Annotated in this window: 29 protein-coding genes; 14 read left to right on the top strand and 15 right to left on the bottom strand. The window is 37.4% G+C overall.

The window, feature by feature from the left end; all coding sequences use genetic code 11:
- The first annotated feature begins 1024 nt into the window (after nt 1–1024).
- From NAT51_RS19075 to NAT51_RS19065, 3 genes are read left to right on the top strand one after another with little or no spacing between them, the layout of a single operon-like run.
- Nucleotides 1025–1405 (top strand): hypothetical protein, encoded by a 381-nt coding sequence (locus NAT51_RS19075; RefSeq protein WP_250601602.1) that lies wholly within the window; start codon nt 1025–1027, stop codon nt 1403–1405.
- A 17-nt stretch (nt 1406–1422) separates the two neighbouring features.
- Nucleotides 1423–1806: a hypothetical protein gene (locus NAT51_RS19070; RefSeq protein WP_250601600.1), complete on the top strand. Its 384-nt coding sequence runs from the start codon at nt 1423–1425 to the stop codon at nt 1804–1806.
- Nucleotides 1807–1827: 21 nt separating this feature from the next.
- Entirely contained in the window at nt 1828–2496 is a 669-nt protein-coding gene (locus NAT51_RS19065) for an SMI1/KNR4 family protein (protein ID WP_250601592.1), read from the top strand.
- A 178-nt stretch (nt 2497–2674) separates the two neighbouring features.
- Here the strand turns inward: NAT51_RS19065 and NAT51_RS19060 are convergent, their stop codons facing one another.
- Nucleotides 2675–3523, bottom strand: a complete 849-nt coding sequence (locus NAT51_RS19060) for an EamA family transporter (RefSeq protein WP_250601589.1) — start codon at nt 3521–3523, stop codon at nt 2675–2677.
- Nucleotides 3524–3731: 208 nt separating this feature from the next.
- Here NAT51_RS19060 and NAT51_RS19055 point away from each other — a divergent pair, with 208 nt between their 5' ends.
- The 10 genes from NAT51_RS19055 to NAT51_RS19010 all read left to right on the top strand — a co-directional run bounded on the left by NAT51_RS19055 (nt 3732) and on the right by NAT51_RS19010 (nt 11168).
- Nucleotides 3732–4364: a hypothetical protein gene (locus NAT51_RS19055; protein WP_250601587.1), complete on the top strand. Its 633-nt coding sequence runs from the start codon at nt 3732–3734 to the stop codon at nt 4362–4364.
- Between the two features lie 44 nt (nt 4365–4408).
- Nucleotides 4409–4795: a DUF5958 family protein gene (locus NAT51_RS19050; protein WP_250601585.1), complete on the top strand. Its 387-nt coding sequence runs from the start codon at nt 4409–4411 to the stop codon at nt 4793–4795.
- Between the two features lie 412 nt (nt 4796–5207).
- Nucleotides 5208–5513, top strand: coding sequence for a hypothetical protein (locus NAT51_RS19045; protein ID WP_250601584.1), 306 nt, complete (start codon nt 5208–5210; stop codon nt 5511–5513).
- A 229-nt stretch (nt 5514–5742) separates the two neighbouring features.
- Entirely contained in the window at nt 5743–6228 is a 486-nt protein-coding gene (locus tag NAT51_RS19040; RefSeq protein WP_250601582.1) for a hypothetical protein, read from the top strand.
- 8 nt (nt 6229–6236) lie between these two features.
- Nucleotides 6237–6968, top strand: a complete 732-nt coding sequence (locus tag NAT51_RS19035; RefSeq protein ID WP_250601580.1) for a sensor histidine kinase — start codon at nt 6237–6239, stop codon at nt 6966–6968.
- Nucleotides 6969–6970: 2 nt separating this feature from the next.
- A complete protein-coding gene (locus tag NAT51_RS19030) occupies nt 6971–7630 on the top strand; it encodes a response regulator transcription factor (protein ID WP_250601578.1) in 660 nt (219 codons plus the stop codon).
- 152 nt (nt 7631–7782) lie between these two features.
- Nucleotides 7783–8310 (top strand): hypothetical protein, encoded by a 528-nt coding sequence (locus NAT51_RS19025; protein ID WP_250601576.1) that lies wholly within the window; start codon nt 7783–7785, stop codon nt 8308–8310.
- 130 nt (nt 8311–8440) lie between these two features.
- Nucleotides 8441–9448 carry a DHH family phosphoesterase gene (locus tag NAT51_RS19020; RefSeq protein ID WP_250601604.1) on the top strand — a complete coding sequence of 336 codons (1008 nt, stop codon included), beginning with the start codon at nt 8441–8443 and terminating at the stop codon, nt 9446–9448.
- A gap of 4 nt (nt 9449–9452) precedes the next feature.
- Nucleotides 9453–10043: a gliding motility-associated peptidyl-prolyl isomerase GldI gene (gene gldI / locus NAT51_RS19015; RefSeq protein WP_250601574.1), complete on the top strand. Its 591-nt coding sequence runs from the start codon at nt 9453–9455 to the stop codon at nt 10041–10043.
- Between the two features lie 24 nt (nt 10044–10067).
- Nucleotides 10068–11168, top strand: a complete 1101-nt coding sequence (locus tag NAT51_RS19010) for a peptidylprolyl isomerase (RefSeq protein WP_250601572.1) — start codon at nt 10068–10070, stop codon at nt 11166–11168.
- 388 nt (nt 11169–11556) lie between these two features.
- On the opposite strand, the gene NAT51_RS19005 is transcribed toward NAT51_RS19010, so the two are convergent.
- The 14 genes from NAT51_RS19005 to NAT51_RS18940 all read right to left on the bottom strand — a co-directional run bounded on the left by NAT51_RS19005 (nt 11557) and on the right by NAT51_RS18940 (nt 25439).
- Nucleotides 11557–11997: a hypothetical protein gene (locus NAT51_RS19005; RefSeq protein WP_250601570.1), complete on the bottom strand. Its 441-nt coding sequence runs from the start codon at nt 11995–11997 to the stop codon at nt 11557–11559.
- A gap of 5 nt (nt 11998–12002) precedes the next feature.
- Complete coding sequence (locus NAT51_RS19000; protein ID WP_250601568.1) at nt 12003–12359, bottom strand: hypothetical protein; 357 nt, start codon at nt 12357–12359, stop codon at nt 12003–12005.
- 53 nt (nt 12360–12412) lie between these two features.
- Nucleotides 12413–13441, bottom strand: coding sequence for an SMP-30/gluconolactonase/LRE family protein (locus NAT51_RS18995; protein WP_250601566.1), 1029 nt, complete (start codon nt 13439–13441; stop codon nt 12413–12415).
- Between the two features lie 88 nt (nt 13442–13529).
- Nucleotides 13530–14114: a Crp/Fnr family transcriptional regulator gene (locus NAT51_RS18990; protein WP_250601564.1), complete on the bottom strand. Its 585-nt coding sequence runs from the start codon at nt 14112–14114 to the stop codon at nt 13530–13532.
- Nucleotides 14115–14123: 9 nt separating this feature from the next.
- On the bottom strand, nt 14124–15302 hold the full coding sequence (locus NAT51_RS18985) for an AIR synthase related protein (protein WP_250601562.1): 1179 nt from the start codon (nt 15300–15302) through the stop codon (nt 14124–14126).
- A gap of 627 nt (nt 15303–15929) precedes the next feature.
- The gene (locus NAT51_RS18980; RefSeq protein ID WP_250601560.1) at nt 15930–16799 is read right to left on the bottom strand and encodes an OmpA family protein; all 870 of its coding nucleotides are present in this window, start codon (nt 16797–16799) and stop codon (nt 15930–15932) included.
- Between the two features lie 17 nt (nt 16800–16816).
- The gene (locus NAT51_RS18975) at nt 16817–17254 is read right to left on the bottom strand and encodes a hypothetical protein (protein ID WP_250601558.1); all 438 of its coding nucleotides are present in this window, start codon (nt 17252–17254) and stop codon (nt 16817–16819) included.
- A 25-nt stretch (nt 17255–17279) separates the two neighbouring features.
- Nucleotides 17280–18767, bottom strand: a complete 1488-nt coding sequence (locus NAT51_RS18970) for a carboxypeptidase regulatory-like domain-containing protein (RefSeq protein WP_250601556.1) — start codon at nt 18765–18767, stop codon at nt 17280–17282.
- A gap of 6 nt (nt 18768–18773) precedes the next feature.
- On the bottom strand, nt 18774–20195 hold the full coding sequence (locus NAT51_RS18965) for a CsgG/HfaB family protein (RefSeq protein ID WP_250601554.1): 1422 nt from the start codon (nt 20193–20195) through the stop codon (nt 18774–18776).
- A gap of 87 nt (nt 20196–20282) precedes the next feature.
- Entirely contained in the window at nt 20283–20732 is a 450-nt protein-coding gene (locus tag NAT51_RS18960) for a curli assembly protein CsgF (RefSeq protein ID WP_250601552.1), read from the bottom strand.
- Between the two features lie 10 nt (nt 20733–20742).
- Nucleotides 20743–21471 carry a curli production assembly/transport protein CsgE gene (locus tag NAT51_RS18955; RefSeq protein WP_250601550.1) on the bottom strand — a complete coding sequence of 243 codons (729 nt, stop codon included), beginning with the start codon at nt 21469–21471 and terminating at the stop codon, nt 20743–20745.
- 7 nt (nt 21472–21478) lie between these two features.
- A complete protein-coding gene (locus NAT51_RS18950; protein WP_250601548.1) occupies nt 21479–21976 on the bottom strand; it encodes a hypothetical protein in 498 nt (165 codons plus the stop codon).
- A 57-nt stretch (nt 21977–22033) separates the two neighbouring features.
- Nucleotides 22034–22852 carry a hypothetical protein gene (locus NAT51_RS18945; RefSeq protein WP_250601546.1) on the bottom strand — a complete coding sequence of 273 codons (819 nt, stop codon included), beginning with the start codon at nt 22850–22852 and terminating at the stop codon, nt 22034–22036.
- Nucleotides 22853–23249: 397 nt separating this feature from the next.
- Nucleotides 23250–25439, bottom strand: a complete 2190-nt coding sequence (locus NAT51_RS18940) for a glutamine synthetase III family protein (RefSeq protein ID WP_250601544.1) — start codon at nt 25437–25439, stop codon at nt 23250–23252.
- A 190-nt stretch (nt 25440–25629) separates the two neighbouring features.
- Between NAT51_RS18940 and NAT51_RS18935 the strand changes: the two genes are divergently transcribed.
- Complete coding sequence (locus NAT51_RS18935; protein ID WP_250601542.1) at nt 25630–26583, top strand: TerC family protein; 954 nt, start codon at nt 25630–25632, stop codon at nt 26581–26583.
- Nucleotides 26584–26754 lie beyond the last annotated feature (171 nt).

Genomic DNA, 26754 nt, shown 5'->3' with positions numbered 1-26754 from the left:
GGCAGAGGACTATTGCGCTATATAAGTAACGAGCTTGGCGGATTTGATAGTTCACCTCTGCTTTCCTTTGAAAAAGATAATCATTTTTTATCTAAGACAAAGTAAAGGCGGATTTGCAATCCGTGCCTACAAAGAATATAAATTAAATAATCCGTTTAAAACGTTATTCAATAAAAAGGGATGAACACTTGTTGTGTTCATCCCTTTTTTTTATCCCAAACCAATCAACAAATGCTTTCAGGATAGTATAAACCCTACTTCTCCTTAGTAAAAAAAATATATCTTTGGAAAAATGAATACAGCCACATAATCCTAAAAGCAGCATATGGGTCGGAAAGCATCTACAATAATCACCAACAAACCTGAAATTGACCCCATATCGACAAACCACAACTATACCGGCTGACTAATCGAGACGATTATCGTGAAAAAACAGTAAGTGTAGACAAAATCAACGAAAACAAATACAGGGTTCTCGAGTTTGGCCAATTCAAGCCCATACTTCATGCCGGGCATTTAGTTCATACTCCAATTGCGGCAATTTTAAACAAATATGCGGCTGATCAAATCATTGCGACAAACCAGGTAAGCATCTGGAGAAAATCCACAGACGAAACGCGGACTGATTATTCGGAGATTGAACTGAAACACCATCTGGATTTAGATACTTTCAAAACAGCTGAATATGATGGCTACAGGATTTATTTATTGATGAACAACCAGATTTTCATTTCCCCTGCACTGATGGACAAGCTAATTTCTGAATATGGGAAAGCAAATGAGTTGGACTTTATAAAGGAATGGCCTCTTTACGCAGGTTAATTGAAAACAACTTAAAACGGTAATTTAACCGAAACGAATACGTTAGGAATTAATGAATCGTTTATGTTTCTTAAATTCATAAGAAGTTTTAGAAAAAAAAGTAATTTTATATAGTTGGTTTTGGTCTAAACGGAAAAGTCTGAAACAGAAATACCAAGGCCAAATCAGGATTACAATAAATCTTAATACATACAAAATAAATATGGGGTACAACTTACATATAACCCGAAAAGACACATGGTTTGATGATGAAGACCAAAACATAATCAGTTTTGAAGAATGGACAGAATATGTATCCAAAAACCCAAATCTATACAACGATCCGGATAATGACCGGAATTCTTTTTACCATGTCGGCCAAAATGAGGATTGGCCTTTATGGTATTGGGAAGAGTGCGGAAATATCCATACCAAGAACCCCGATAAAGATGCTATCATCGCAATGGTAAAAATTGCAGGAGATTTAAATGCCAAAGTCATAGGCGATGATCATGAGCGTTATGACGAAACCGGAAACCGTATAGAGGAAGAGAAATCTGATTCCGGAAAAGAAACCCAAAGACCCTGGTGGAGATTCTGGTAAACTTATATTCCGATAACATGAAAAACATCATATTGATTCTATTTTTAGTTTTATCTGTTTCCTGCCAACAAGATAAAATCGTACATAGCCAAAGTTTTGAAGAAGATGTTGTTGATTTTGCAATAAAGCAAAAAAATAACAGACCAATAGAAGTAAAAGACCTTTATGAATCATTGGCTGATAAAATTCCTGATGATTCGGATGAAAAATCTGTTTTTGTCCGGATTCTTAAGAAGAAAGGATTCAAAATAACAGATTGGGGGCGCGGTAATTTTACCCATGGTCCCAGAGTCATTATCTATGATTTGGCTAAAGAGAATTGTGAATGTACCGTTGCAAAATATTATTATTCAACACAAGAAAGTGCCTACTTAAGAACAGAAGCAATCTCCTGCAAATAAAACCATTACACAAAACAGTTTATGTATTACACTGAACAAGTAAGAAGAATAAAAGACAAGCTTAAAACAATTAAAAGCTTAGACAGGAGGCTTGAAATTTTTGGAGCAGACTACCATAAATATTATTTAGGACGGCCTGCTTACGCACATGAAGTAGCTGAATTTGAGGCAAAGTATAAAATCACATTGCCTCCGTGTTACAAATCCTTTATTACAGAGGTGGGCAATGGCGGGATTGAATATCCTAACAGTATTGTGGGTAATTCGGCTGCCGGACCCAATTACGGAATTTACAAATTAGAAACACTGGTCAATGTATTGATTCAAAACACTGACTATCTGCAAAATGACTTCTTTTTTAATCCAAGTATGACTGAAGCTACATGGGAAAACATATATGAAAACCTTGGTCAAGACATTACTGATGAAGATTACGACAGACATTTGGAAAAAGTATTCTCGGGGATTTTAGTCATAGGATTTTGTGGCTGTAGCGGATATCAGGGACTTGTTTTAAACGGAAAAGAGAAAGGACGAGTCATTTACCTATATGACGAAGTAGAATACCGGCCGCATCTTGCAGACGAATCCAACTTTTTAGACTGGTATGAAAACTGGCTGGATGATGCAATAAACAAAAGTAAAGTGGCACAACCAAAGACTGTAAAACCGTGGTGGAGGGTATGGTAAAACAGACAACATCATCATTTGGATCATGAAGACCAGCTAAACCGGATGCATGATTAATTTAAAAAAAAACCTGAATATATAGAAGAATTTAAAGGACAAACAGAAAATCCTTTCCGGTAAAGCCCGACAGTCACGATGCGATTAAAGATGCTAACTGCAGAAGAACCGTTTTATTCAATTACTTCTTCGAAGTTATTGCCGATCCTATACTTGCCGCCACCACAAAAAGGACAGAGCAGCTTTGGGTGAAGCTCAACTTCTCCCCTAAAAACAGAAGACCGGACAAAGCAGCAACAGCGGGATGCAGGCTCATTAAAATACTGTAGGTTTTTGACGATATGTTTTTAAAAGCTTTCATATCCAAACTGAAAGGAATTGCGCTTGACAGCAATGCCACACAGATTCCGATAGCCATTAGTTTTAGATTCATCTTTTCGACAACACCGTCGTTTAATCCGAACGGCAGTACCAGAAGAAAAGCCGCAAACATACCCAATGCCACTGCATCAATGGGTTTCATTTTTCCAGATATTTTCTTTCCGCACAGGATATACCCCACCCAGAATAATCCTGCCAGAAGCGCCAGTAAAATCCCTATCATATCTATCGAACCCGAATTATTCCATGGTGTTATCAGGGCAATTCCCAATCCGGCCAGAGCGGCCCAGATAAAATCAGTATATTTGCGTGAGAGCGATATAGCCAGAATTAACGGGCCCAAGAATTCAAAAGTCACTCCCAATCCGAGGGGAACGCGGCTAATGGCCAGATAAAACGATAAATTCATTCCGGCCAGCGAGATTCCATACAGCAGACACCATAAATAATCTGATTTCTTTCTGCCAAAGATTTTGACCCTGAACACCAGCAAAAGAATAATTGAAGCGAAGGCCAGCCGCACACTTACCGTTCCGTTTGCCCCCAAAGCCGGAAACAGGTATTTTGCAAATGCAGCACCAGTTTGCACACATATTATCCCTAAAACAACTAAATATATCGAACTTAAACTATTGGAGAAATTTTTCATTGTGTTGTGATATAACCTGATACAAAGTTGGTTAAAATTTAAGATACAATATCGGACAAAATTGTGATTCCTGATAAAAAAGAAATACAATAAACCGTATAAGCTGAAAATACCCAATACCCGAATACAGTTTTGGCAAACGATTATATTACCGAACTTCGGTATATTTGCAAAAATTGGATGTTACTGAACTCCACAACAAACCAAAATGATCACTTTTGATAACATAAAAAGCTATTCAACCGACTTTCCCGATTCGTTGAGTTTTCTGTGGTCACCTGAAGAGGCAAATGCCATTCCGCAGGAACATAAGGACCAGATTTTCTTTCTCAATAAAGAAGCAAGCGAATTTATCCGAAATTACATTTTCAGTTCCAAAATGATAACCGGACCGTTATGGAAACCCTTTAATGAACGGTATTTTAAAACGGTTGAAGATTTTGAAGTAACCGAAGATTGCGGGAAAGAAATTAAAAAGTGGCTGTACAGTAAACCAATTCCGTTTAACAGATTGGTATATATTGAAGGAGACAGAAGTGAACAATCAATCGCATTAACTTGGAAAATGGTCATTAAATACTGGGAGGGCCTTTTCTTTGCCGACGACTTGATAGTATTTGACGAAACCCTTAATTGGGGACTATTTTATTTCCATGAAGACTTTCTTTATTTCGGCAGTGATAAAATTTACGACAAAGAATTCGAGTACGAGAAAACAATAGCGGTTACCGAATTGAAAAAGAGGTTTTTCAACAGGGATAACCTTGACTTTAACAATGACGATAAGAAGAAATCCATAAGAGATTTTAAAGAGAAATACGATACGAACAAACTGGATTAAAACTCAGAATTAATAATAGATATAACTTAAAAACAAAAGCTATTTTGCTTGATTCCGAAGAAATACTAATCTACCGTTTTGCCCAGAACAAAGAAAACCTTGAGCATATTCTTATCTGGTTTGACCTGCTTGATATTGAAAAACAGCGAAAAATTGTTTTCCTGATAAATTTTTATTTACAGCAATCCCACCCCAGTCAGGAATTAATTGAAAAAGCAATTCCATTAATTCCTTTAAAACCAACAGTAACACCAATAGCATTACTAAAAAGCAAAGGTTTTTCAATTGCATTGCAAAAAATAACTTCATTGCCTGATAACGAAATGCGGAAGGCCTTCATCAGCTTAATTATGCTTTTTAAAATTTCAGACACACACAGAAGGAGCATCTGGTGTAAAGATGGATGCAATCATGAGTGGCATAATTTATAATGGGTATCTCCAATCCTTGCAAACAAGATTTGATTACTTCCGAAATAGGAAGTTCCTTACTTACCACAAAATCTTATCTGGAAAAATTTGTCTTATAAAATTATAAGAACACCTTATTCCCTCTTAACAGACACACAAATAAAACAACAGATTTCATGATTTGAAATTTGTGGTTATTGTTATTTCAAAAGATAGTTAATCAGTAAATAATTACTTGTTAATACGGACAAATTGTACGCATTACTACTTAAAAAATGAGCAATTTCCCAGCAATAAATTCCAATCTGTGACATTCATTTTTGCAATAACCTGATTTTTTACGCAAAAGTACCTAATAAAATGCGTGTTTGCCGGTATTTTACGGGGGTTCACAGGATTTTACTTTCGTCTCATAACTTTAAAAAATAAGTATATGTTAGACGTAAACACAGGTGAAGTAATCACATTGCAAGAGGCTCAGGATTATGTTTCCGAATTCAAAAAAAACTACCCGGATGAAGTCACCTCTTTCTTTGTGGGAAAGAACCACATCAAAGACATTTTGAACCAGGAAGACTGTATCGGACTAAGGGTTTACAATGGCTATGATTATGCAGAAGCCCGTATGAACCAGGTTTTCATTGGAGTAAATTCTGATGAAAACGACATGAAGGGACTGATTGTGAATAAAACAACTGTATGTCCTCCAATTTGCCCTATTGACGGTTTAATGGATTAATAAAATTACGTAAGTTTGCATGTATAATAAGGCCTATTTTCATAGGCCTTATTTTTAAGCAATCCCTATGCATATTTACTTTTATTTTTGTTTACTTGGCTATTTTTTTGGTTTTTTACCTTTAGGCTTGTTTATAACATTAAAAAACAAATTAAGTAGAGATGTTTTCCTGATACTTCCTTTTCTGGCACTTATTTTTTTGGGCAGTCTTTACGAGTTAATATTCACAATGATACTTAAGGTTGATCCTTCGATTTGGTTCAAAGTATATACTACCATTGAATTTTTTGTGCTCATTCAGTATTTTTACCGATTACTCAAAGGTAAATACACTTATCTTCATTATTTCTTCGGGATACTTTACTCAGTTTGTTTTGGTTTCATTCTCTATCAGGGAAAGATCGACAATTTCATGGATGGTGACGATTATTTACAGCTTATTGAATCCGTTTTTGTTATTATTGCCATACTCTTGTGGATGAAGTATGCTTTTATTAACTTAGAGGAGGATTCTTTATTAAAATATCCCCATTTTTATTTTATATCAGGATTATTATTTTACTTTTCAGGCACATTTTTCTTATACCTTTTAGGAAGCGTTATTCTTGAAAATGAGAAAGAATATTTTATAGATTATTGGATGTTGAATCTGTTTTTCAATATCTTTTTCAGGATTTTATTATTAATAGGCATTTGGAAGGCACGAGTACAATAAATTCAGTTATGTGGATAGGCACAACAGTGATGTTGTTTTTTGCCTTTGGATTGTTATTTCTGGTGTTGTTTTACCAGAATTACTTCATCAAAATGAAGCGCAAAGAAGCTGAGCTTTTACTGCAGTCTTCTTTGGAAAGTGAAAAAAAAGAACGCATCCGGATTGCTGCCGATTTACACGACGGTGTTTCGGGAGACTTAAATGCCATCCGGAATTATCTTTCTGTTTTACAGCGTGGGGAAAAGGACGAAGAAAAGCAGGAACTGTTTGCTGAGATCAAAGAAGGAATTGAAGCTGCACTGGAAAATACCAGGCAAGTTTCGTACAAACTTATGCCACCTTTACTCGAACTTGCCGGATTCAAAGTAGCATTGGAAGACTATTTTGGAAGACTGACCACTAACTCGAAGATTGCTTTTGAGTTTGTTTGCAATACCGAAGCTCCTGATTTTTCAAATGAAATCGCTTATGAACTGTTCCGGGTAGTGCAGGAACTGACCACCAATATGATTAAATATGGTGGTGTTACACACTGTCTGGTCTTACTGTCTTCACCTGAAGCTGAATATTCCCTTGAAATTATTGACAATGGTATCCCCTTTGATTTTTACACTTCATTGAAGACTTCCAAAGGGAGCGGACTCAAAAACATCAGTTCCAGGCTCAAAGTCATCGGAGCACAGATGAAACAAAAGGAAAACCCCAAAGGAAACCATTATATAATTACATTAAAACGATAACTATGCTGAAAATTGGACTTGTAGATGATCACCGCCTTTTCCGGAAAAGCCTGGCACTTCTGATTGATTCGATTGAAAGAGCAGAAGTGGTATTACAGGCCGGAAACGGAAAAGAACTGATGGAGCAGCTGGAAGCCATTCCGGTTGATTTGGTATTATTAGACATTCAAATGCCTGAAATGGATGGTTTTGAAACCTGTAAACAGCTACGGAAGCATTATCCTGATGTAAAAATCCTGATTATCTCACAACTTACCACCAAAGAGAGCATTCACCGCGTAATGGAACTGGGCGCCAACGGTTTTTTCTCTAAGGATGCCGAACCCGAAAAACTGGAAAAAGCGATAAAAGATATCCGCGCTAAAGATTATTTTTTTGATGATGATCTGGCTTCGGTTATCAGGGAAGCGATTTTGTGGGAAAAAAGGAAGCCTTCCAATCTTTTAGACTCTCCGGCTCCTATCACCCGCCGTGAAATGGATATCATCCGATTGGCCTGTAAAGAACTGAGCAGTTCCGAAATTGCCGATAAATTATTTATTAACGTGCGAACCGTGGAAACACACCGCAAGCGCATCATGGAAAAAACTGATTCCAAGAACTTTATTGGTGTGGTGTTGTTTGCGTTGCGGCATGGGCTGTTGTTGCTGGAGGAATTGTAGTTTAGATTGTCAGATTATTGGATTATTGGATTTTTAGACGCTTAGACTTATTAGAGCTTAAGGTTTTAAAATATTTCGGGAACACCCACAATAAAATAATTAAGCTCACTTCCGGAAAAATTTTTACTTTTGGACTCCAAATTTGCCCCAAAATGAAAACTACTTTTCTGACCTTAAGTCTATTGCTTTCTTTTGCAATGGTATCATGTGATGTAATTGACAGGTTAATGACTTTTGACGTACACGACCAATCTACTTTTTCAATTAACAGCGGATTGCCGTTCAACTCACCGTTTGACGCTCCAACACCTGATGTTACGACTAATTCCACTTCCGAATTTGAGAATAACAACACCAATGCAGGTTTGGTAAAAGATGTTAAACTAAAGCAACTGAAGCTAACCATCACTAATCCTTCAGACAAAACATTCAGCTTTTTAAAAGCCATCCATATCTATATTTCGACTGATGGAAATGATGAAGTTGAACTCGCTTATCTGGATAACATCAGTGTCACAACCAACAGCATCAACTTAACCTGTACGTCCAAAAAACTGGACAAATACATCAAAGCTGACAGTTACAAACTAAGAACACAGGTAACCACAAGAGAAACTTTAATGCAGAAAGTAGATGTACAATCGGATATGACCTTCAGGGTAACTGCTGATCCGATGTAATAATTGACCCCTTACTCCTATCTCTCCTGAATATTTTTTCAAAATGCCCTAAAAAGCACTTTGTTTTTCTGTTACATAACCGCTTGGAACCTTTGAATCTTTCCAACTAAAATCGTATTTTCGCGACATGATGAACAGAGAGGATATTGAAGCAGTAAAAGCATTACTGACTTCTCCAAAAAAAATTGTAGTACTGCCACACCGTAACCAGGATGGTGATTCGATGGGATCAACCTTAGGGCTGTATCATTTCCTGACGCAGCTGAACCACGGAGTAACGGTTATTTCCCCAAATGAATTTGCTGATTTCCTAAAATGGATGCCGGATTCTGATAAGGTTATGTTGTTTGAAGAAAACCCAAAAAACTGTGAACCCAAACTTCAGGAAGCTGATATTATTTTTACCCTTGATTTCAACGCATTGCACCGTACAGGCGATTTATTCGGTAGTTATTTACAGCAATTGGATAAAACCTTCATCATGATTGACCATCATCAGCTGCCGGATTCATATGCCCGTTATATGTATTCAGATACGGCGATGAGTTCAACCTGCGAAATGGTGTATCATTTTATCCATCAATTGGGAATGGAACAACTGATCAATACCAAAGTGGCGACTTGTCTGTATACCGGAATTGTGACTGACACCGGATCATTCAGATTTTCAAGCACCACAGGCACAACCCACAGAGTGGCGGCAGATTTGATTGACAAAGGCATCAACAATGCCGAAATCCATACCAATTTGTTTGACACGAGTTCTTATGACCGTATGCAGCTTTTGGGCAAAGCCTTACAAAACATGCAATTGATGCCGGAGTATAAAACCTCATATATTACGCTTACCCAAGCCGAATTAGATGCCCATAATCATCAAAAAGGAGATACAGAAGGTTTTGTTAATTATGGATTAACTATTGACGGAATCGATTTTACTGCTATCTTTATCGAAAATAAAGCGGAAGGTATTATCAAGATTTCGTTCCGTTCGCAAAATTCATTTGATGTCAATCAGTTTGCCCGTACTTATTTTAACGGAGGCGGACACATCAATGCAGCAGGCGGACGTTCAACGGAAACTATGGAAGAAACAGTGTCGCGTTTTGTAAAAATCGTAAAGGAAATTAAAAAATAAGCATATGAAGTTGGCAAAAATTATAATGGTTTTATTACTTGGCATGAATTTAGTAACGTGCTGTAGTCATAAACCGGAAGCGAGAAGACCTGTTTCGCATTCAGGTGGTGAATTCATGAAAAAGTCAATAGAGCGTAACAAGAAATTAAACCAAAGCGAAGAAAGCATCATTGCTGACATCATCAAGAAAGATACTGCAGTGGATTATGTAGCTTCGACTAAAGGATATTGGTATACTTATGTAACCAAAAACGAAGCTTCTACCGACACACCGGACAAAGGTGAGATTGCTTATTTCGATTATGAAATAAAAGATTTAAAAGGTAAAGTGATTTACTCCCAGGAAGAGTTAAAACCGCAAAAATATGTTGTAGACAAACAAAACATCATTATGGGATTGCGTCATGGTTTGAAACTAATGAAAAAAGGAGAAACCGTACGCTTTTTATTTCCTTCCCATATGGCATTCGGGTATCACGGGGATGAAAAGAAAGTGGGCACCAACCAGCCTTTAATGTACACAGTGACACTTAATGACATTAAAGTGGATGCAGCGGCAGCACCGGCTGCGGCACCTAAAACAACTAATGAATAACTATATCCATAATTATTAACCAAAATGAATCGAATGACAAGTCTAATTTTAAGTTTATTCTCTTTATTATTCTCATGCACATCAGGGAACGACAAGTTACCTGACGGAATGTATGCAGAAATCGAAACCAATAAAGGAAAAATCCTATTGCAGTTAGAGTTTGAAAAAACTCCTATTACCGTAGCTAATTTTGTATCGCTTGCCGAAGGAAAAAACACGATGGTAAGTGAAAAATTCAGCGGAAAGCCTTATTACGACGGATTAAAATTTCACCGTGTAATACCTAACTTCATGATCCAGGGTGGTGATCCTGACGGAAACGGAAGCGGTGGACCGGGTTATAAATTCAAAGATGAATTTGACCCTACATTAAAACACACTGGTCCCGGTATCCTATCGATGGCTAATGCAGGTCCGGGCACTAACGGGTCACAGTTTTTCATCACACACAAAGAAACACCATGGTTAGATGGTAAACACACTATTTTCGGTCATGTTGTAACCGGTCAGGATGTTGTGAATAAAATCGCACAGGACGATGTAATCAAAAAAGTAACGATTATCCGTAAGGGTTCTAAAGCCAAAAAATTTGATGCTGCCAAAATCTTTAAAGATGATGTGGCAAAACAAGTGGGAGAACAAAAAGCACAGGAGGCTAAATTAGCAAAAGTAAAAGCAGATAAACTGGCTTATTTTGCAAAAGCTAAAGCTGAAGGAACAAAATCTGAATCAGGATTAATTTACAGTATTGTTACAAAAGGTTCAGGAAAAAAACCGGTTGACGGATCAACTGTATATGTACATTATGCAGGTTACTTTGAAGACGGAAGTATATTTGATACCAGTTATGAAGGTGTTGCGAAAGATTACGGGAAATTTGACCCTAACAGAGCTGCAGCTAACGGTTATCAGCCTTTCCCTTTCCAAGCAGGAAGAAAAGACGGTTTAATCCCGGGATTCCTGGAAGGATTGGAAAAAATGAACTTAGGAGATAAAGCCTTATTGTTCATTCCTTCCAATTTAGGTTATGGACCACAAGGAGCTGGTGGAGTTATCCCTCCTAATACCAATTTAATTTTCGAATTGGAATTACTGGAAAGTGCTCCCGGAACAGTTACTAAATAATACAGAAAATCCCGCTCAAAAGGCGGGATTTGTTTTTTTAGTGATTAGTAATTAGCACTTAGTACTTAGTGAAGTGTAATTAGAAAAGAAGCTTGCGCTTCATGTTGAGAGAATATTGCCGCTTGTGGCGTCTATATGAACTCTTGTGGAGCCTCTGTAAACTGTTGCTGAGAGAATACAAACTGTTGTGGAGCCAATATGAACTCTTGTAGAACCTCTGTAAACTGTTGCTGAGAGAATATGAACTCTTGTGAAGCCAATATAAACTCTTGTGGAGCTTCTGTAAACTATTGCTGAGAGAATATAAACTATTGCGAAGCCTCTATTTTTTAAAATAAACCCACTAATTACTATGGGACTAAGAGCTAATCACTAACTGCTACTCACTCTATCCTTTAAACTTCCAGTCGAATTCATCGGCTTTTTCATTAAAAACTGCACCTAATTCGAAACGGATCACTTCATTGTATTCTACCTGAAAAATCATCCAGTTGCTTTCATTGAAATAATTATCAACCGAATCAAAGCTTTCCTGTTCAAGTGATTTGATATTCTTAGATGTCAACAACATTTCAATTTCCGGCCAGTTCTTTCCGATAATAGTTTCAGAGAACAATTCCAGTTCAGGATGTGACGAAATCAGGTATCCCAAACGGAACTCTTCATCTTCATAAAATGTCAATCGAATCTTTTTCTCATTGTACAGATAAATGACATTACTATCTTCATCTTCGTATTGTTTATCGGGGTTGCCATACAATGCTTTCACATCTTTCTGCTTCATCCCGAAAATAAGTTGGTCAATTCCTTTCTTTGGATCTATCTTCATATCTGTTATTCTTCAAATTCATCATAGCGTACCGGCACCTGGGGATCATATAGCGGACATTTGAATTCGGTCATGATATCACACAACTTATTCATGGTTTTACCTTCTGTCCCATAACAATTAATCTGGATACTTTGCGGTGTTGTAATGATATGGAATGCCCCCACTCCTTTTGTGTTTTTAAAGCTGAATTCGTCCACCTTTTCCCATTGGGCAAAAGCATTTGAAATACGGTTAACTATTACTTGGACAGGCAATTCTTCCAAACCTTCAACCGGTTCATTTTCCACAAGTGATTCATAAACCTCCTGATGGTTTAAATACACCTCATCTATATATTTCCAAAAAAGCAGTTCGTACATGGCATCTTATAATTGACATCAAAGATAAAACTTATCCGTGTAACTTAAACCTATTATTTTAAATCCAGGCGGAAGACCTTATATGTAGGCCTTTTATCTTTAGGCAAATGAATCAGAGACGTTGTAAAATACAGAACACCGCCATTACCGAAGGAGAGCGAATCCGGCCATTGAATTAAACCATCTGTAATTATCGTTTTGAAAGTTCCATTCTTGTCCACGACTGAAATACCGTTTTTCTCCAGGCTGCTTAGATACAAATTTCCTTTGCCATCAAAAGCAATACCGTCGTTTGCACCGGTTTTGGCAAATTGTTCCACTTTAGCACCTAAAAATGCATCGTTATATTTTTCATCAACGATATACTTCACCGGAATCCGGTATACATTTTCACCCGTAAGCGAGCAATAATACAAATACTTCCGTTCTTTATCCAGTTCGATACCATCAGAATGCACAGGTTTCTTTCTTTGAATACCTTCGATCGTAATTTCAGGTACTTCAGCTAAAGTGGAAGGATGACTGGCAAGGATTCTTCTGACTTCTTTTGTTTTCAGATCCAATACCACCAATCCGCCCAAACGGGAATCGGTGAGGTATACTTTATTGTTAACCTCATCAACACGGAAATCATTCAGGTAACTTTTATCGGTGATTGCTTCAACCGGGAAATCATATGTTTTGGTCAATTCATTTTTCTGAAGGTCAAAAACAAACAACTTTCCTCCTTTAGTTTTATCCTTTTCCAACTCATAACCCGTATCCAAAACCCAAAGCCGGTTCGCTTTATCTACAAAAACACTTTGGACACAAGTAAAATGATTGGGATTCTCCTCATACATATTCCAATTAGCATCCGGAAAAGGGTGTATTTTACCATTAATGATCTCAGCGACAGCCACAGGAGTATCAGCAGACCAACGCGGGAAGTTCACAAACATCCTGTTGGTTTGCGACATGGCAATACCTGTCCACTGATGGTTGCTTTCGGCAATAATGGATAATTTGTCTTTTGAGATTTCCTGTGCCTGTAAAGAAAGTGTAGCACAAAATACACTTAGAAATAATTTGATTGTTTTCATTTCGATTGTTTTTACAGAAGCAAAGTTCGCGACTGGAAAACAAATCCGGAATGAGTTAAATCAATTCTATGATGTGATGTTCCTCACATCAGGACTCCTGAAAACGGCTGAGCGTTTCCCTCGTTACCCCCAGATACGAAGCGATAAAAGCCTTTGGCACCCTTTGAAACAAAGCAGGATACTGTTTTAGCAACAAATCGTAACGTTCCTTTGTATTGTTTGTGTAACTGTTCAGGAATCTTTTTTGGAGTGCGATGTAACCGCTGTTCGCCTTCTTACGGAAGAAATGTTCCATCTTGTGCATTTGCGCACAAAGCTTTTCCCTGTTTTGATAGGAAATACACAAAACCGTAGTATTTTCGATACAGTCTACATCCAATGTAGCAGGCTGTTCACTGAAATAGGCTTCATAATCACTCGTCCACCAATTTTCCATGGCGAACTGCAAAATATGCTCCTTCCCCGCTTCATCAGTAAAGAAAGACTTGGTCAGACCTTCATACAACCAGTAGGAATATTCGGCGGTACCACCTTTCTGAATCAAAAACTGATGCTTTTTGAATTTTCTGTATTCAAAAAAAGACAAGATGAATTCCAGTTCGGAATCAGACACTTCGATAAGTGCTTCAAGATGTTTTTTAAAGGCAGCAGTTACTTCAGAAGGTATCAACAATACAAACGATTAATATTCAAAAACCCCGTACTCCGAATTGATAGTCAGTTTTTTAGCATCAGAAGCTTCCACACGACCAACAATTTGTGCCTCAACACCAAAAGATTCAGAGATTGCGATAATATCATTGGCAATTTCAGCCGGAACATACACTTCCATGCGGTGACCTGAGTTGAACACCTGGTACATTTCCTTCCAATCGGTGCCGGATTGCTCCTGGATCAGTTTAAACAGAGGAGGAACCGGGAATAAATTATCCTTGATCACATGCACATTGTCAACGAAGTGCAGTACTTTGGTTTGTGCACCACCACTACAGTGTACCATTCCGTGGATATCTTTTGGAGTATATTTTTCCAATATCTTTTTGATGATTGGTGCGTAAGTTCTTGTTGGCGACAACACTAATTGACCGGCATCGATTGGAGAACCTTCGACAGCATCTGTCAGTTTTACGTTTCCGGAATACACTAAATCGGCAGGAACCGAAGCATCATAACTTTCAGGGTATTTTTCGGCCAGGTATTTTGCGAAAACATCGTGACGGGCAGACGTTAATCCGTTACTTCCCATTCCACCGTTGTATGATTTCTCGTATTTCGCCTGACCGTAAGAAGCCAGTCCGACGATAACATCACCGGCCTGAATGTTTGCATTATCCACTACATCCTTACGTTTCATACGTGCCGTAACAGTAGAATCGACGATGATGGTACGAACCAAATCACCCACGTCGGCAGTTTCCCCACCGGTTGAGTTGATGGTAACACCGAAAGATTTCAGTTCGTCGATTAATTCTTCTGTACCATTGATGATAGCAGAAAGCACTTCACCGGGAATCAGGTTTTTATTTCTTCCGATAGTGGAAGACAGCATAATATTATCTACAGCACCGACACATAACAAATCGTCGATATTCATAATTAATGCATCTTGGGCGATCCCTTTCCAAACGGAAATGTCTCCGGTTTCTTTCCAGTACATATACGCCAAAGAAGACTTTGTACCGGCACCGTCTGCATGCATGATTAAGCAATATTCCTCATCATTTGTTAAATAATCAGGGACAATTTTACAGAAAGCTTTTGGGAATAAACCTTTATCGATGTTTTTGATTGCATTGTGCACATCTTCCTTAGCAGCAGAAACGCCACGAAGTGCATACCTTTTTGAAGTATCTGAACTCATTATTGTTGTTGTAGTTGTTGTGGTGCAAATATAGTAATTAGTAATTAGTAATTAGTGATTAGTGGGGAGTAATTAGTGAAGAGTGATTAGTTCTTAGTGGATTTATCTTTAAAATATAGCTTTAACAATATTTAGTGATTAGTAATTAGCTCTTGGTCCATAGTACTTAGTGGGTTTATCTTTAAAAATATAGCTTCCACAATAGTTGATATTCATTCTGCAATACTTTATATTGGCTTTGCAATAGATGATATTCTTTCTGCAATAGACAACAGAGGCTATGCAAACAGTAATATTCTCTCCGCAATAGATAACAGAGGCTATGCAAGCAGTAATATTCTCTCTGCAATAGACAACTGAGGCTATGCAAGCAGTAATATTCTCTCCGCAATAGACAACAGAGGCTATGCAAGCAGTAATATTCTCTCCGCAATAGACAACAGAGGCTATGCAAGCGGCAATATTCTCTCCGCAATAGACAACAGAGGCTCCACAAGCAGCAATATTGACTCCGCAATAGACAACAGAGGTTCCACAAGCAGTAATATTGGCTCCACAAGCAGCAATATCCTCTCAGCAAAAAATACTAAGGACTAAGCACTAAGGACTAAGCACTTAACAAGAACTCTACTTCTCAATGATTTCGATTTCGACTCGGCGGTTGGCGGCACGTTCTTCTTCTGATTTTTCAGGGAGTGCGTGTAAAGGCTGGGTACTTCCGAAACCGCGGTAGCTCATGCGGGCTTTGGCAATTTCATTCATTTCCAGAAACTTGTAGATTGCTTTTGCCCTTTGGGTTGACAAATCCTGCCGGTCTGATTTTACACAGCAAACATGTCCCTGGATATCAATTTTCATGTTGGGATTTTGTTGCATTACCAATAAAACCTCATAGAGCTTTCCTCTTGATTCATTAGTCACGGCAAACGTATTGAGTACAAAATTCAGGTTATTGAGTTTCAGTTTGTCCCCCTTCGGAGCGTTGTAGAGCGATTTCATAAAATCGACGTCGAGTTTGTATTCCGATTTGGTACCATTCGGATTAGTGATGATTACTTTATCCGGAAAACTAACTTCTTTTACAGCATACCCTTTGGCTTTCAAACCCAGGATTTCTTCTTCTTTATGTAAATCTTTGGCTTGTAAATAATAGATAACCACTTTTCTGTTTTCGGATTTTTTTGCCGATTGAGCGAAGTTTTCCCCAAAGCTGATCTTCTTGAAATCTTCCCTGATTTTAATCTTACCGTTGATTACTTTGAGTATCGCATCTACCCTTTTGGACGAGAGCGTATCATTGTATTGGGTCGACCCGTCTTCATCGGTAAAGCCGTGCAGGGAAAGAATTTTACTGTCTTTATTTTGAACCATCCAATTGAGCAGAGCCTCAGTTTGAAGTGTGTTCAAATTTTGTTTATTACTATCGAAATAAACCGAAAAACGCTCCTGTGCATTGAGCGATAATACAAAGCAGAAAATAAATAAAAACCGGATCATCCCATAAAAGTAGGGGATTATTTTAAGATAATGTCTTTTTTCGATTTAATTTTTACGATTGTTATGGGATAATAATTTACTTTTTTATCGGCCATTTCCTTTGGAAAATCCAATTTCCTGAGCAACACGATAAGCTTATTACTGTCTTCAATTATTTTCTCGACATCAACTGCATACAACGCTTTATCATTTTTCCCTACATTGAGTACCAGCACATTTTGTGTTTCAAAGTCGATTTTAGGTATTTTTTTTACGTTTAGGGGTAAAAAAACCGCTTTATAATCTTCAAAATTTTTGATTACCCTGAACGATTTTTTAGGTGATCCGTTATACAAATTATAGTAAATCACCTCATGGTACCCCTTTCCATTTGCGCTTGACGGTGCAGTTGATTTTCCCGGGCCACAGGAAATAAAAAACAGCATGCAAAGAAGTTGTGCGATAGTTTTTTTCATACACCTAAACTTTAATCCTGATCGTTTAACGCCAATCAGGCATGAAACCGTTAGTGAATAATGTAGTTCTACTGTTAGTAGTTGTCAGGCTTACTTTTTGGATGTAACGCGTTGAAATACCATCATTTGAAGTATTCATAAAAATCAGTTCGGCCTCATTAGGAGAAAACCTGACATCATAATCATTAGATCCTGCGGGTTTTGACACCGTTAACTGCGTGCTTGTTGCCGTAAGGAAATTATACATGAATATGCAGTTATCCAATTGTCTGTAATCAGGTGACTGATAACCTGATATATCCCTTGTATATACCAATCGCTGGTTGTTCACTGAAAAATGCACACTACCTACCGCACCTCCAAAACCAGTCACAATTGTACTTACGAAATTACCTGAAGAATCAATAATTATGATTTCGGCATTATACCCGTTTATATTGTTAGTTTTCAAAGCGATGAGCGTTCCGTCGTTACTCCAGTCACATTCAGAAATAAATTGACCGGCTGCCACTTGGTACAACTGAACCAGCCCACTTCCATCTGCATTAATCCTATAAAGTTTATCAAAATAAGGATAGATAATCTGGCTACCGTTTCCGCTCCATGAATACGTCACATAATCCATGTTAAAACCGGCAATAGGGACAGAATTCGTTATTTTCAGCACATCACTACCATCAGGCTTCATGGTATAAATATGTTCCTGTGCACCATCCGATTTAATAAATGCAATGCGGTTGATCTGAAGGTTTCTTTTAGCCCTGTAGCAGTTTGAAGAATTTGAAGTGATTTGCAGTTCTTCTCCAGCTTCATTAGCTGTAAAGACCACGTTATTTCCTTCTATTTTCCGGGTGAACAACAACCGGGCATTAGGAAAATCAAGCGTCCTGAAACTTCCTACGGCACTGAGCACTTCGGGATTAGTACCATCAGAAACTGCCACCTGCCAATGGTATTTTGTAGAATACTTCAAACCGGTCAGTTCATACGAATCTTCCGTTAAATCAGGAATAGTAACAACAGTTTCATCTCTGTCATTGAGTAACGTTATCGTGTAAGTAAGCGCATCTTCTTCAGGATCAGTAGAAGACCATGACAGCGTTACATTTAAAGGCAAATCGATACTGTTATCGGCAGGGCTTTCCAATACGGGTGCAGAAGGCGATTGATTAATTTCTTCTTCAGGTTCAAGTTCAAAAACGATTTCGATTTCGCTGTTGGCGATTACGGTACCACTTTCAAATTTAGCAACATAATCATCCTTCTGAGCCTGGAACGCATAGGTTCCTACCGGTACATTCTCGATTACAAAAGCTCCCGTTGAATCAGTAAAGACAATACTTGTATTAGGATTTGAAGAAACTTTCACATTAGCCAGCGGTTCAAAAGTCACATCTTTAACCACACGTCCCCTGACAGTTCCAAAACCTCCCTCATCAAAGGATTCTTTACTACAACCTAAAAAGCACAGCGTAAAGACCAAAAAACCGATTATTTTTAAAAATATCTTCATGGCTATCTATTTAGGTTGGTTTAATAACTCCTGAAAATTTGTATCCGGAACTTCTTTTTTCTGTTTTGATTTTTTTCCGCCAAAATAAATAGTGACCCCTAATCCGCCTCTTATAAAAGAATCATATTCCTCCCCTTGGGTCAGATAATCGATATTATCAAACCGGGTAAGGTTTTGTTCGGCAAAAAATTTCAGTCCCATTCGGTCAGTCACCATATACTCCAGACCTCCCCCGAACTGAAATTTAAAAAATCTGTTTTCAAATTGGCTGTTTGTATTATAACCTGCACCGAGGTAAAAAAATGGTGTTAACTTATCGAAAGGCAACAGATTTGCTTCCAGGTTTAAATCGGCCGAAGCATATCCCACTTCAAGTTGGTTCTTATTTCCCAGCCAGTACAGATTTGTTGAGCCACTAATGAAGAATGTTGGGGAAATTTGATATTTCAGGGCACCCCTGATCATTGGTTTAGCCTGTGGATTAGCATAATCGTCATTTACAAGAGCCGCTCCAAAGCCACCTTCAATGGCAAAGATTCCTCTTTTTTCGTTTAGATGCCGTCCGTAAAGTTGTGTTTCTTCGGCTATTTTTTTCTCACTTTCGTAATCATTAATAAGCTGTACGACCTTAGAGGCAGGCGCATTAATTTCCCATAAATTGTCTTTTATCCCTTCAATGATAAGTGCTTCGACTGCTTTTTCAATAGCTTCAGTCACCGCCATGTGTATGGGTTCATTTTTAGTATATCCGGTTTCCACCTCCAACAGACGTTTAAAATTCACGTACCGGAACAAACTTGCATCAATAGCCTGTGAAAGAATCGTTTTAGAAACATAAACCGTTTTGAGAACTTTCCCGTTTGAAGTTGAAACCAACCGCAAGTAAACGGATATTCTGTCCTGGCGGTACTTAGTTGAGCCACCGGCACCGAAATAGCGGGCACCAAACCCACCGGTAAGAATATTTGTATCATATGAAATAATTCCACCTTCCACCAAAACCCCGGCATACAATAAAGGAGTAAGCTGTGTTTCGTTTGGGTCAGCATTTTTAGCATATTCCTGTCTTGTTGAGCGGATGATATTGCGTTCATTCAATAAGTTTCCGAGATTTTCCCTTTCAATGGGGGTAAACCATTTTGAATCTTCAAGAGCCTTAATCAAAATTGTAGTGGCACCCTGTGTAACGGCCGTACTGAAATTGCTTCCGTTTTCGGAAGGTTTGTATTGTCCGGTTTGATCCCTGAATTTATAAACTCCTACAACAATTGGTTCAACAGGCTTAGGGAGTGATTTCAAGCTAACCGATGTAGCTGAAGACTCACCTAACGTAGGCTTCTCAATCCCTAAAGGCTGATTAAAATACCCTCCACAACTTGAAAAAAAACCAAATCCAAGTATACCGAAAACTTTAACAAAATGCTTCATAACAAGACCTTTAAAAGACTTCAAAACCCAATAACTTTCAACTCATTTTTTATTTTTTAATCAATTCAATAGTGTATTTCTGTATTATTATGGAATTATAACCTGAGTTTGTTCGCCGGTAGTTATATCCAGTATATCTACCACCAATCCCAGATTAGAATTAAAAATTTCAATTGACAATGTACCGAAGGTGTATATTCCCGGTTGGATTCCGCCATCAGTACCGGTTCCTGTACCGCCGCCCGTTCCACCTACTCCTGATCCTGTACCAAACTGTTGTTGAAAAAGAGATCTCGCCAACTGATTTAATAACTGGTTATTCAGGTTTTCAGTAAAACGTTCCAATTGCGACTGTTCCTGAAAGCGGTCATCCTCTTCTTCTTTGTATTTATTTTGTGAATCGGCAGAGCTTAACATCCATTGGTAATTGAATGTATCACCACCCAATGCTGGATTTTTAGGCTTATAGACCAAATCCTGTGATAACGCAGTATTGCTAAAAAATAAAAGAAACACGATATATGTTAGATTTTTCATGACTTCAGTTCTAATATTGCGTGATATACTTACTCTCTTTTTCTATTTTTTTCAGATAATTAAACACCTTTACTACAGATTCCTCTGCCATTGCTTTAGTGTATTCTTCTTCAGGTCTTGAAATAAACTCATTTAAAACTTCGCTATCTATTCTGACCCTTATCCTGGTAGTTCTTGTATTTGCTATTTCTTCTTCAACAGAAATCACTTTTGGTGAGTTTAGTTTCAATTTTGAAAATTCGGTATAGAAGAAATCGTAAAAATCTTTCCCGAATTTTGTTTTGGTTTCATCTGAAACTATCCCCGTAATTTCTACTCCATCATTTTTTTTTTGTTTGTTCCCTGTAGTATTTTCTGTTTTGTCCCCATATACGTATCTGTCTTTTCCGACAAGAACATTATTTTCATCATAAATGAGCAGCAAAACAATCAGTTTACTGTTTTCACTGTTGTTGATTTGTGTTTTTGACAAACTGACCCTTTGATCACCGAGAAGAGAAAATTTTCCCCCCTGCACATTGTTTGATTCATTACTTCCTGTACGGATAACCGAGAGTTTATATGAAAGACTTTGAAATGTTGATTCGGTTAAATTTTCAGCAACTGCAGTGATCGCTATTAAATCGACTCCTTCATCCACTTCGATTTTAGCCTTAATCTTAGTATTTGTTATTTGTGAAAAAGCCAAATTAGAGCACAGCAGTAAAATAAATATCACATTAAAAAACCGTTTCATCATTTTCATTTTATCTGTTAATGATTATTATTTCTTTGACATTCCCCGTCTGAAAAATGGTCATATTCTCCGATATGGAATTTGTCCCGAAATTAGTCACCCTCAAATTATTCCCCATTTGAGTAAAGTTCATATTGGTTCTTTGGTTACTATAAAGTGAGAAATCACTAATTGTATTGTTATTTCCCTGTTGGTATATCGCTTGTCTGGTTTGCAAATCGTTTCTGTAAACATCAACCGTATTATTGTTTCCGTACTGGGAAACATCAACATTATAATTAAGCGATTTTACGACAACATCAGAAACATTAAACTTCCCTATCTGTTTGACATTCACTAAATTTTGATTTAAAACATAATTTTGATCCATTTGGGAAATCATTTCATTCTGTCTGCTTTGGTTTTCAAGCAAAACACCCAGATACTCAGGTGACATATCAACTATTTGAGCCTTTAATGAAAAAGTCTGAATGAGAAAAAAAAGAAATATAACAGAAATCGTTTTCATCTTTGATTTTTTAAAAAGGGTTTTCAATTCAAATTGAAAACCCTTTATTTTTAATTTTTAGTTATCTTGGTTTACTAACGAAACATTTCCTGCACCGATTTGAGTTACAAAACTTGTGTGGAATAAGTTTTCCTGATTAGTCCAAGCGAAGTTGTAAGCACCGACCTGAGTGATAAATGACCAGTTAGCAACACCGTCTTGAGTAGTTATTGCTGCATTTCCGTATCCAATTTGTAAATGATCTGCTAAATTTGACAATCCAGCTTGTATTTGCAATGAAAAATTATCTTCTCCTAACTGAACAGCAATAGCCTCGTTATCAGCCCCAACTTGCAACTGTCCAGAATAGTTATCTTCACCCAATTGGAATGCTGTGGCGTCATTACCTAAACCAATTTGTAAAACCTGTGCAAGGTTGTCTTCACCGATTTGTAATACTCCGGCTGAATTTCCAATTCCGTATTGACCAACCTGAGCCATGTTAGTTACTCCAAACTGAGCAATAGCAGATTCGTTAAACCATCCATCTTGTGTAACTTCTGCAGTGTTACCAATTCCTAATTGAAAAATGCCAGAACCATTAGCTAAACCGTCTTGATCAACTTCGGCTGAATTAAGAATACCGATTTGCATAACGTCTGAACTGTTAAAAGCTCCAAATTGATCAACATCGGCTCCATTAAGAATTCCAATCTGATCAACTTCTGAATCATTTGCTAACCCCACCTGCATGGTATTAGAATAATTCAACAACCCGTATTGATCAACATCGGATGAATTCGCAATTCCCAATTGATTGACAACACTTAAATTTGCCTGTGCAAAAATACCTACAGAAAACAGCATTACCAGAATGCCCAAAATTACTTTTCTCATAATAAAAATATTTAATTGGTTATTAATTACTTATTATAAAAAAGCATCCAAAAGTTGATGGGAAATCACTTATAAAAAAGTGAACTATTTAAGGAAATAGTTTTTTAGTGATATGTAGTTCCAAAGTTACACAAAACTTTTATTCGTTATATTTTTCATACAAAAAATAACATAAACATCTGCAAATCAATACATTTAATCGACAAAATACACTTTTTTCCGCATCGATTACAAATAAAAACAAAAATCTTACAAAAAGACAGACAGAACATCTAACTAATTTTAGTTAAACGGATAGCGGTGTTTATCCTTTCAGCAGCCGGGTGTTTTTCCCTTTTGTGGCAGAAATAAAAAAAAGCCTGTAAAAAACAGGCTTTAATTTTTATAATTAGGTAAATTATTTTGTAAACAATAACTCTCTGTATTTTGTCAATGTCCAGATTTCGTCGTCCACTAATAACTCTAATTTATCACAATGTTCACGGATAATATCGAAATAAGGTTTTACCTTGTCACAATAAGCTTCTGCCATTTTCTCAGAAGAAGACAGATTGTTTGCTTTTTTACGTTCCTCGATCATATCGTCAACATTTTTGTTGATTCCTTCGATGTGCTCGGAGATTTCTTTGATCAGACCGATTTGCTCTTTAGCAATTTTTTCAAAGTCCTTACCGAAAATTTCTTTCAATCCTTTTACGTTTTCGATTAGGATGTTTTGGTAACGGATGGCAGTTGGAATTACGTGGTTGCGTGCAATATCACCCAATACACGTCCTTCGATCTGGATTTTTTTAGTGTACTCTTCCAATTCGATTTCGTAACGCGCTTCCACTTCCACATGGTTCATTACGCCTAATTCATGGAATAATTCGATAGCTTTTTTAGACACTTTCGCTTTTAACGCTTTCGGAGTTGTTTTGTGATTGCTCAATCCGCGTTTTTTAGCTTCTTTTTCCCAAGCTTCGCTATAACCGTCACCTTCGAAAAGGATACTCTTCGTTTGCTTGATGTACTCTCTTAATACGTTGAAGATTGCCTCATCTTTCTTCAAATCTTTCTTCTCAATCAATGCATCCACTTCTGCTTTAAAATCCATTAATTGCTTCGCAACGATAGAGTTCAAAGTTGTCATAGACACCGCGCAGTTTGCAGAAGAACCTACAGCACGGAATTCAAATTTATTCCCTGTGAAGGCGAATGGGGATGTTCTGTTTCTGTCGGTATTATCCAACAATACATCCGGAATTTTACCAACAACGTTTAATTTAAGGTCTGTTTTCTCTTCAGGAGATAATTTTCCTTTTGTCACACCTTCTAATTCTTCCAATACTTTTGTCAATTGCTGACCGATAAATACTGAAATAATTGCCGGCGGTGCTTCGTTAGCTCCTAAACGGTGGTCGTTACTTGCAGATGCAATTCCTGCTCTTAATAATTCTTCATAATCGTGAACCGCTTTGATGGTATTGATGAAGAAAGTTAAGAATTGTAAGTTGCTCATTGGTGTTTTCCCAGGACTCAACAAGTTGATTCCAGTATCTGTAGCTAATGACCAGTTATTGTGTTTTCCTGAACCATTTACTCCTTTGAAAGGCTTTTCATGGAACAACACTTTAAAATCATGACGTTCTGCAACTTTTTGCATTACATCCATCAATAAAGAGTTGTGGTCAACTGCAAGATTAGTTTCTTCAAAAATTGGAGCCAACTCAAACTGGTTTGGTGCCACTTCATTGTGACGTGTTTTTACCGGAATACCCAATAACATACATTCGTGTTCTAATTCTCTCATGTATTGCAAAACACGTGTAGGAATTGAACCAAAGTAATGATCATCTAATTGTTGTCCTTTAGAAGATGTATGACCCAATAAAGTTCTTCCAGTTGCCAAAATATCTGGACGTGAAGATGCTAAAGCACTGTCAATTAAAAAATATTCCTGTTCCCAACCCAATGTTGGTGTAATTTTCTTTACGTTTTTGTCAAAATATTTAGCTACATCTGTTGCAGCAGTATCAATAGCATGTAAAGCTCTTAACAAAGGTGTTTTATTATCTAATGCTTCTCCTGTATATGAAATAAAAACCGTTGGGATACACAAAGTAGATCCAAAGATAAATGCAGGAGATGTTGGATCCCAAGCCGTATAACCACGAGCTTCGAAAGTGTTACGGATTCCTCCATTCGGGAAAGAAGAGGCATCCGGTTCTTGTTGAACCAATTGGCTTCCACCGAATTTCTCTACAGGATCACTGCCATCCATTGACGTTTCGAAGAAAGCATCATGCTTTTCAGCAGTCGTACCTGTTAAAGGCTGGAACCAGTGTGTATAATGAGTCACTCCTTTAGACAGCGCCCATTCTTTCATTCCCATTGCAATATAATCTGCTAATTTTCTGTCGATTTTTGTTCCGTGCTGTAGAGCGCCTTTAACTGCTTTGTATGCTTCTTCAGTTAAAAACTGTCGCATTGCTTTGTCATTAAATACGTTTGAGCCGAAAATCGCTGATTTTCTGTCTGATTCTTCAAATGAAACAGGCTTTCTTCCTGTTGCTTTTTGCAGAGATTGAAATCGTAGTGTTGCCATAAAATTAATTAAATTGAGTTATACCCCTTAAATTTGAAGCAAATATATTCATTTTTTAAATTACAACAACACATACCCCCTAAAATTTAAAGGTAAGTTGATAAAAATTTAATTCGTAGAGGCAAAACCATATAAAATTTAATATTCCAAAATCAAAGTTTATATTTGTATACCTCAAAATATATAAGATATGACTGTCTGGATTTGTTTTTTAATTGCCGTATTTATTTTTCTCGCATTAGACTTAGGAGTTTTCAACAAGAACCCACATATAATTTCCACCAAAGAAGCCAGTATGTGGACCGCCGTATGGGTTTCACTGTCATTTGCTTTTTCAGGCGTCATTTATTGGCTGTACCAAAACGGTCACGTGGCCAACCCTGACCAATTGAAGCCGGCAGCTGCTACGATGAAATACATTACAGGATATTTAATTGAGCTTTCCTTAAGCATTGACAATATATTTGTGATCGCAGTGATTTTTGCATCCTTTAAGATTCCGCAAAAATACCAGCACAGGGTTTTATTCTGGGGGATTTTAGGAGCTATTGTTTTCAGAGGACTGATGATTTATTTCGGTGTCCTGATTATTAATAAATTCAGTTGGACCACTTATTTATTCGGAGGCTTCTTATTGTTTACTGCGATTAAGATGTTATTCAACAGCGAAGAAGACGATTTTGAGCCAAAAGAATCATTCATCTACAGAGCCTTGGGTAAAATCATGCCGTTGACATCAGAAACTGACGGTGAGAAATTTTTCATTCCGACCAAAAAAGGAAGAGCCGCTACCCCATTATTTGTGGCCTTGATCGTAATTGAGATCATGGACGTTTTATTTGCGGTAGACAGCGTTCCGGCTATTTTAGCCATTACATCCGATCCGTTTTTAGTATTCAGTTCCAATATATTTGCGATTCTCGGATTACGTTCGATGTATTTCTTTTTGGCCAATATGCTGGAGAAATTCAGTTACCTGGAATACAGTTTGATTGCGATTTTAACCTTTGTGGGAATCAAGATGCTATTGGTACACCACTATAAATTCCCGGAATGGATTTCATTGGGATTCATCGCCGTATCTTTATTGGCTGGAGTTTTAGTATCATTGAAACTGGGCAGCGAGAAAGATTTAGAAGAATAACCATTACTTATGTCCCGTCCTGAAATAGCGATACAATAAAAAAGAATCGACATGGAAAGACATGACACTTATGTAAAGCGCACCCAGAAGGATTATACGCTAAGTCTAAAGATCCAGATTGTAAAAGAGATTGAATCAGGTGAGTTGTCAGCTTATTCGGCCCAGAGGAAA

This window comes from Flavobacterium amniphilum (genome assembly GCF_023634845.1).
Classification (GTDB): Bacteria; Bacteroidota; Bacteroidia; order Flavobacteriales; family Flavobacteriaceae; genus Flavobacterium; species Flavobacterium amniphilum.
This window is presented reverse-complemented; position numbering and strand designations above follow the sequence as displayed.

Bases quoted from the DNA above. Each gene is read 5' to 3' on its own strand.
- NAT51_RS19075 (WP_250601602.1), top strand. From the start codon at position 1,025: ATGGGGTACAACTTACATATAACCCGAAAAGACACATGGTTTGATGAT.
- NAT51_RS19070 (WP_250601600.1), top strand. From the start codon at position 1,423: ATGAAAAACATCATATTGATTCTATTTTTAGTTTTATCTGTTTCCTGC.
- NAT51_RS19065 (WP_250601592.1), top strand. From the start codon at position 1,828: ATGTATTACACTGAACAAGTAAGAAGAATAAAAGACAAGCTTAAAACA.
- NAT51_RS19060 (WP_250601589.1), bottom strand. From the start codon at position 3,523: ATGAAAAATTTCTCCAATAGTTTAAGTTCGATATATTTAGTTGTTTTA.
- NAT51_RS19055 (WP_250601587.1), top strand. From the start codon at position 3,732: ATGATCACTTTTGATAACATAAAAAGCTATTCAACCGACTTTCCCGAT.
- NAT51_RS19045 (WP_250601584.1), top strand. From the start codon at position 5,208: ATGTTAGACGTAAACACAGGTGAAGTAATCACATTGCAAGAGGCTCAG.
- NAT51_RS19040 (WP_250601582.1), top strand. From the start codon at position 5,743: ATGATACTTAAGGTTGATCCTTCGATTTGGTTCAAAGTATATACTACC.
- NAT51_RS19035 (WP_250601580.1), top strand. From the start codon at position 6,237: ATGTGGATAGGCACAACAGTGATGTTGTTTTTTGCCTTTGGATTGTTA.
- NAT51_RS19030 (WP_250601578.1), top strand. From the start codon at position 6,971: ATGCTGAAAATTGGACTTGTAGATGATCACCGCCTTTTCCGGAAAAGC.
- NAT51_RS19025 (WP_250601576.1), top strand. From the start codon at position 7,783: ATGAAAACTACTTTTCTGACCTTAAGTCTATTGCTTTCTTTTGCAATG.
- NAT51_RS19020 (WP_250601604.1), top strand. From the start codon at position 8,441: ATGAACAGAGAGGATATTGAAGCAGTAAAAGCATTACTGACTTCTCCA.
- gldI (WP_250601574.1), top strand. From the start codon at position 9,453: ATGAAGTTGGCAAAAATTATAATGGTTTTATTACTTGGCATGAATTTA.
- NAT51_RS19010 (WP_250601572.1), top strand. From the start codon at position 10,068: ATGAATCGAATGACAAGTCTAATTTTAAGTTTATTCTCTTTATTATTC.
- NAT51_RS19005 (WP_250601570.1), bottom strand. From the start codon at position 11,997: ATGAAGATAGATCCAAAGAAAGGAATTGACCAACTTATTTTCGGGATG.
- NAT51_RS19000 (WP_250601568.1), bottom strand. From the start codon at position 12,359: ATGTACGAACTGCTTTTTTGGAAATATATAGATGAGGTGTATTTAAAC.
- NAT51_RS18995 (WP_250601566.1), bottom strand. From the start codon at position 13,441: ATGAAAACAATCAAATTATTTCTAAGTGTATTTTGTGCTACACTTTCT.
- NAT51_RS18985 (WP_250601562.1), bottom strand. From the start codon at position 15,302: ATGAGTTCAGATACTTCAAAAAGGTATGCACTTCGTGGCGTTTCTGCT.
- NAT51_RS18980 (WP_250601560.1), bottom strand. From the start codon at position 16,799: ATGATCCGGTTTTTATTTATTTTCTGCTTTGTATTATCGCTCAATGCA.
- NAT51_RS18975 (WP_250601558.1), bottom strand. From the start codon at position 17,254: ATGAAAAAAACTATCGCACAACTTCTTTGCATGCTGTTTTTTATTTCC.
- NAT51_RS18970 (WP_250601556.1), bottom strand. From the start codon at position 18,767: ATGAAGATATTTTTAAAAATAATCGGTTTTTTGGTCTTTACGCTGTGC.
- NAT51_RS18965 (WP_250601554.1), bottom strand. From the start codon at position 20,195: ATGAAGCATTTTGTTAAAGTTTTCGGTATACTTGGATTTGGTTTTTTT.
- NAT51_RS18960 (WP_250601552.1), bottom strand. From the start codon at position 20,732: ATGAAAAATCTAACATATATCGTGTTTCTTTTATTTTTTAGCAATACT.
- NAT51_RS18955 (WP_250601550.1), bottom strand. From the start codon at position 21,471: ATGATGAAACGGTTTTTTAATGTGATATTTATTTTACTGCTGTGCTCT.
- NAT51_RS18950 (WP_250601548.1), bottom strand. From the start codon at position 21,976: ATGAAAACGATTTCTGTTATATTTCTTTTTTTTCTCATTCAGACTTTT.
- NAT51_RS18945 (WP_250601546.1), bottom strand. From the start codon at position 22,852: ATGAGAAAAGTAATTTTGGGCATTCTGGTAATGCTGTTTTCTGTAGGT.
- NAT51_RS18940 (WP_250601544.1), bottom strand. From the start codon at position 25,439: ATGGCAACACTACGATTTCAATCTCTGCAAAAAGCAACAGGAAGAAAG.
- NAT51_RS18935 (WP_250601542.1), top strand. From the start codon at position 25,630: ATGACTGTCTGGATTTGTTTTTTAATTGCCGTATTTATTTTTCTCGCA.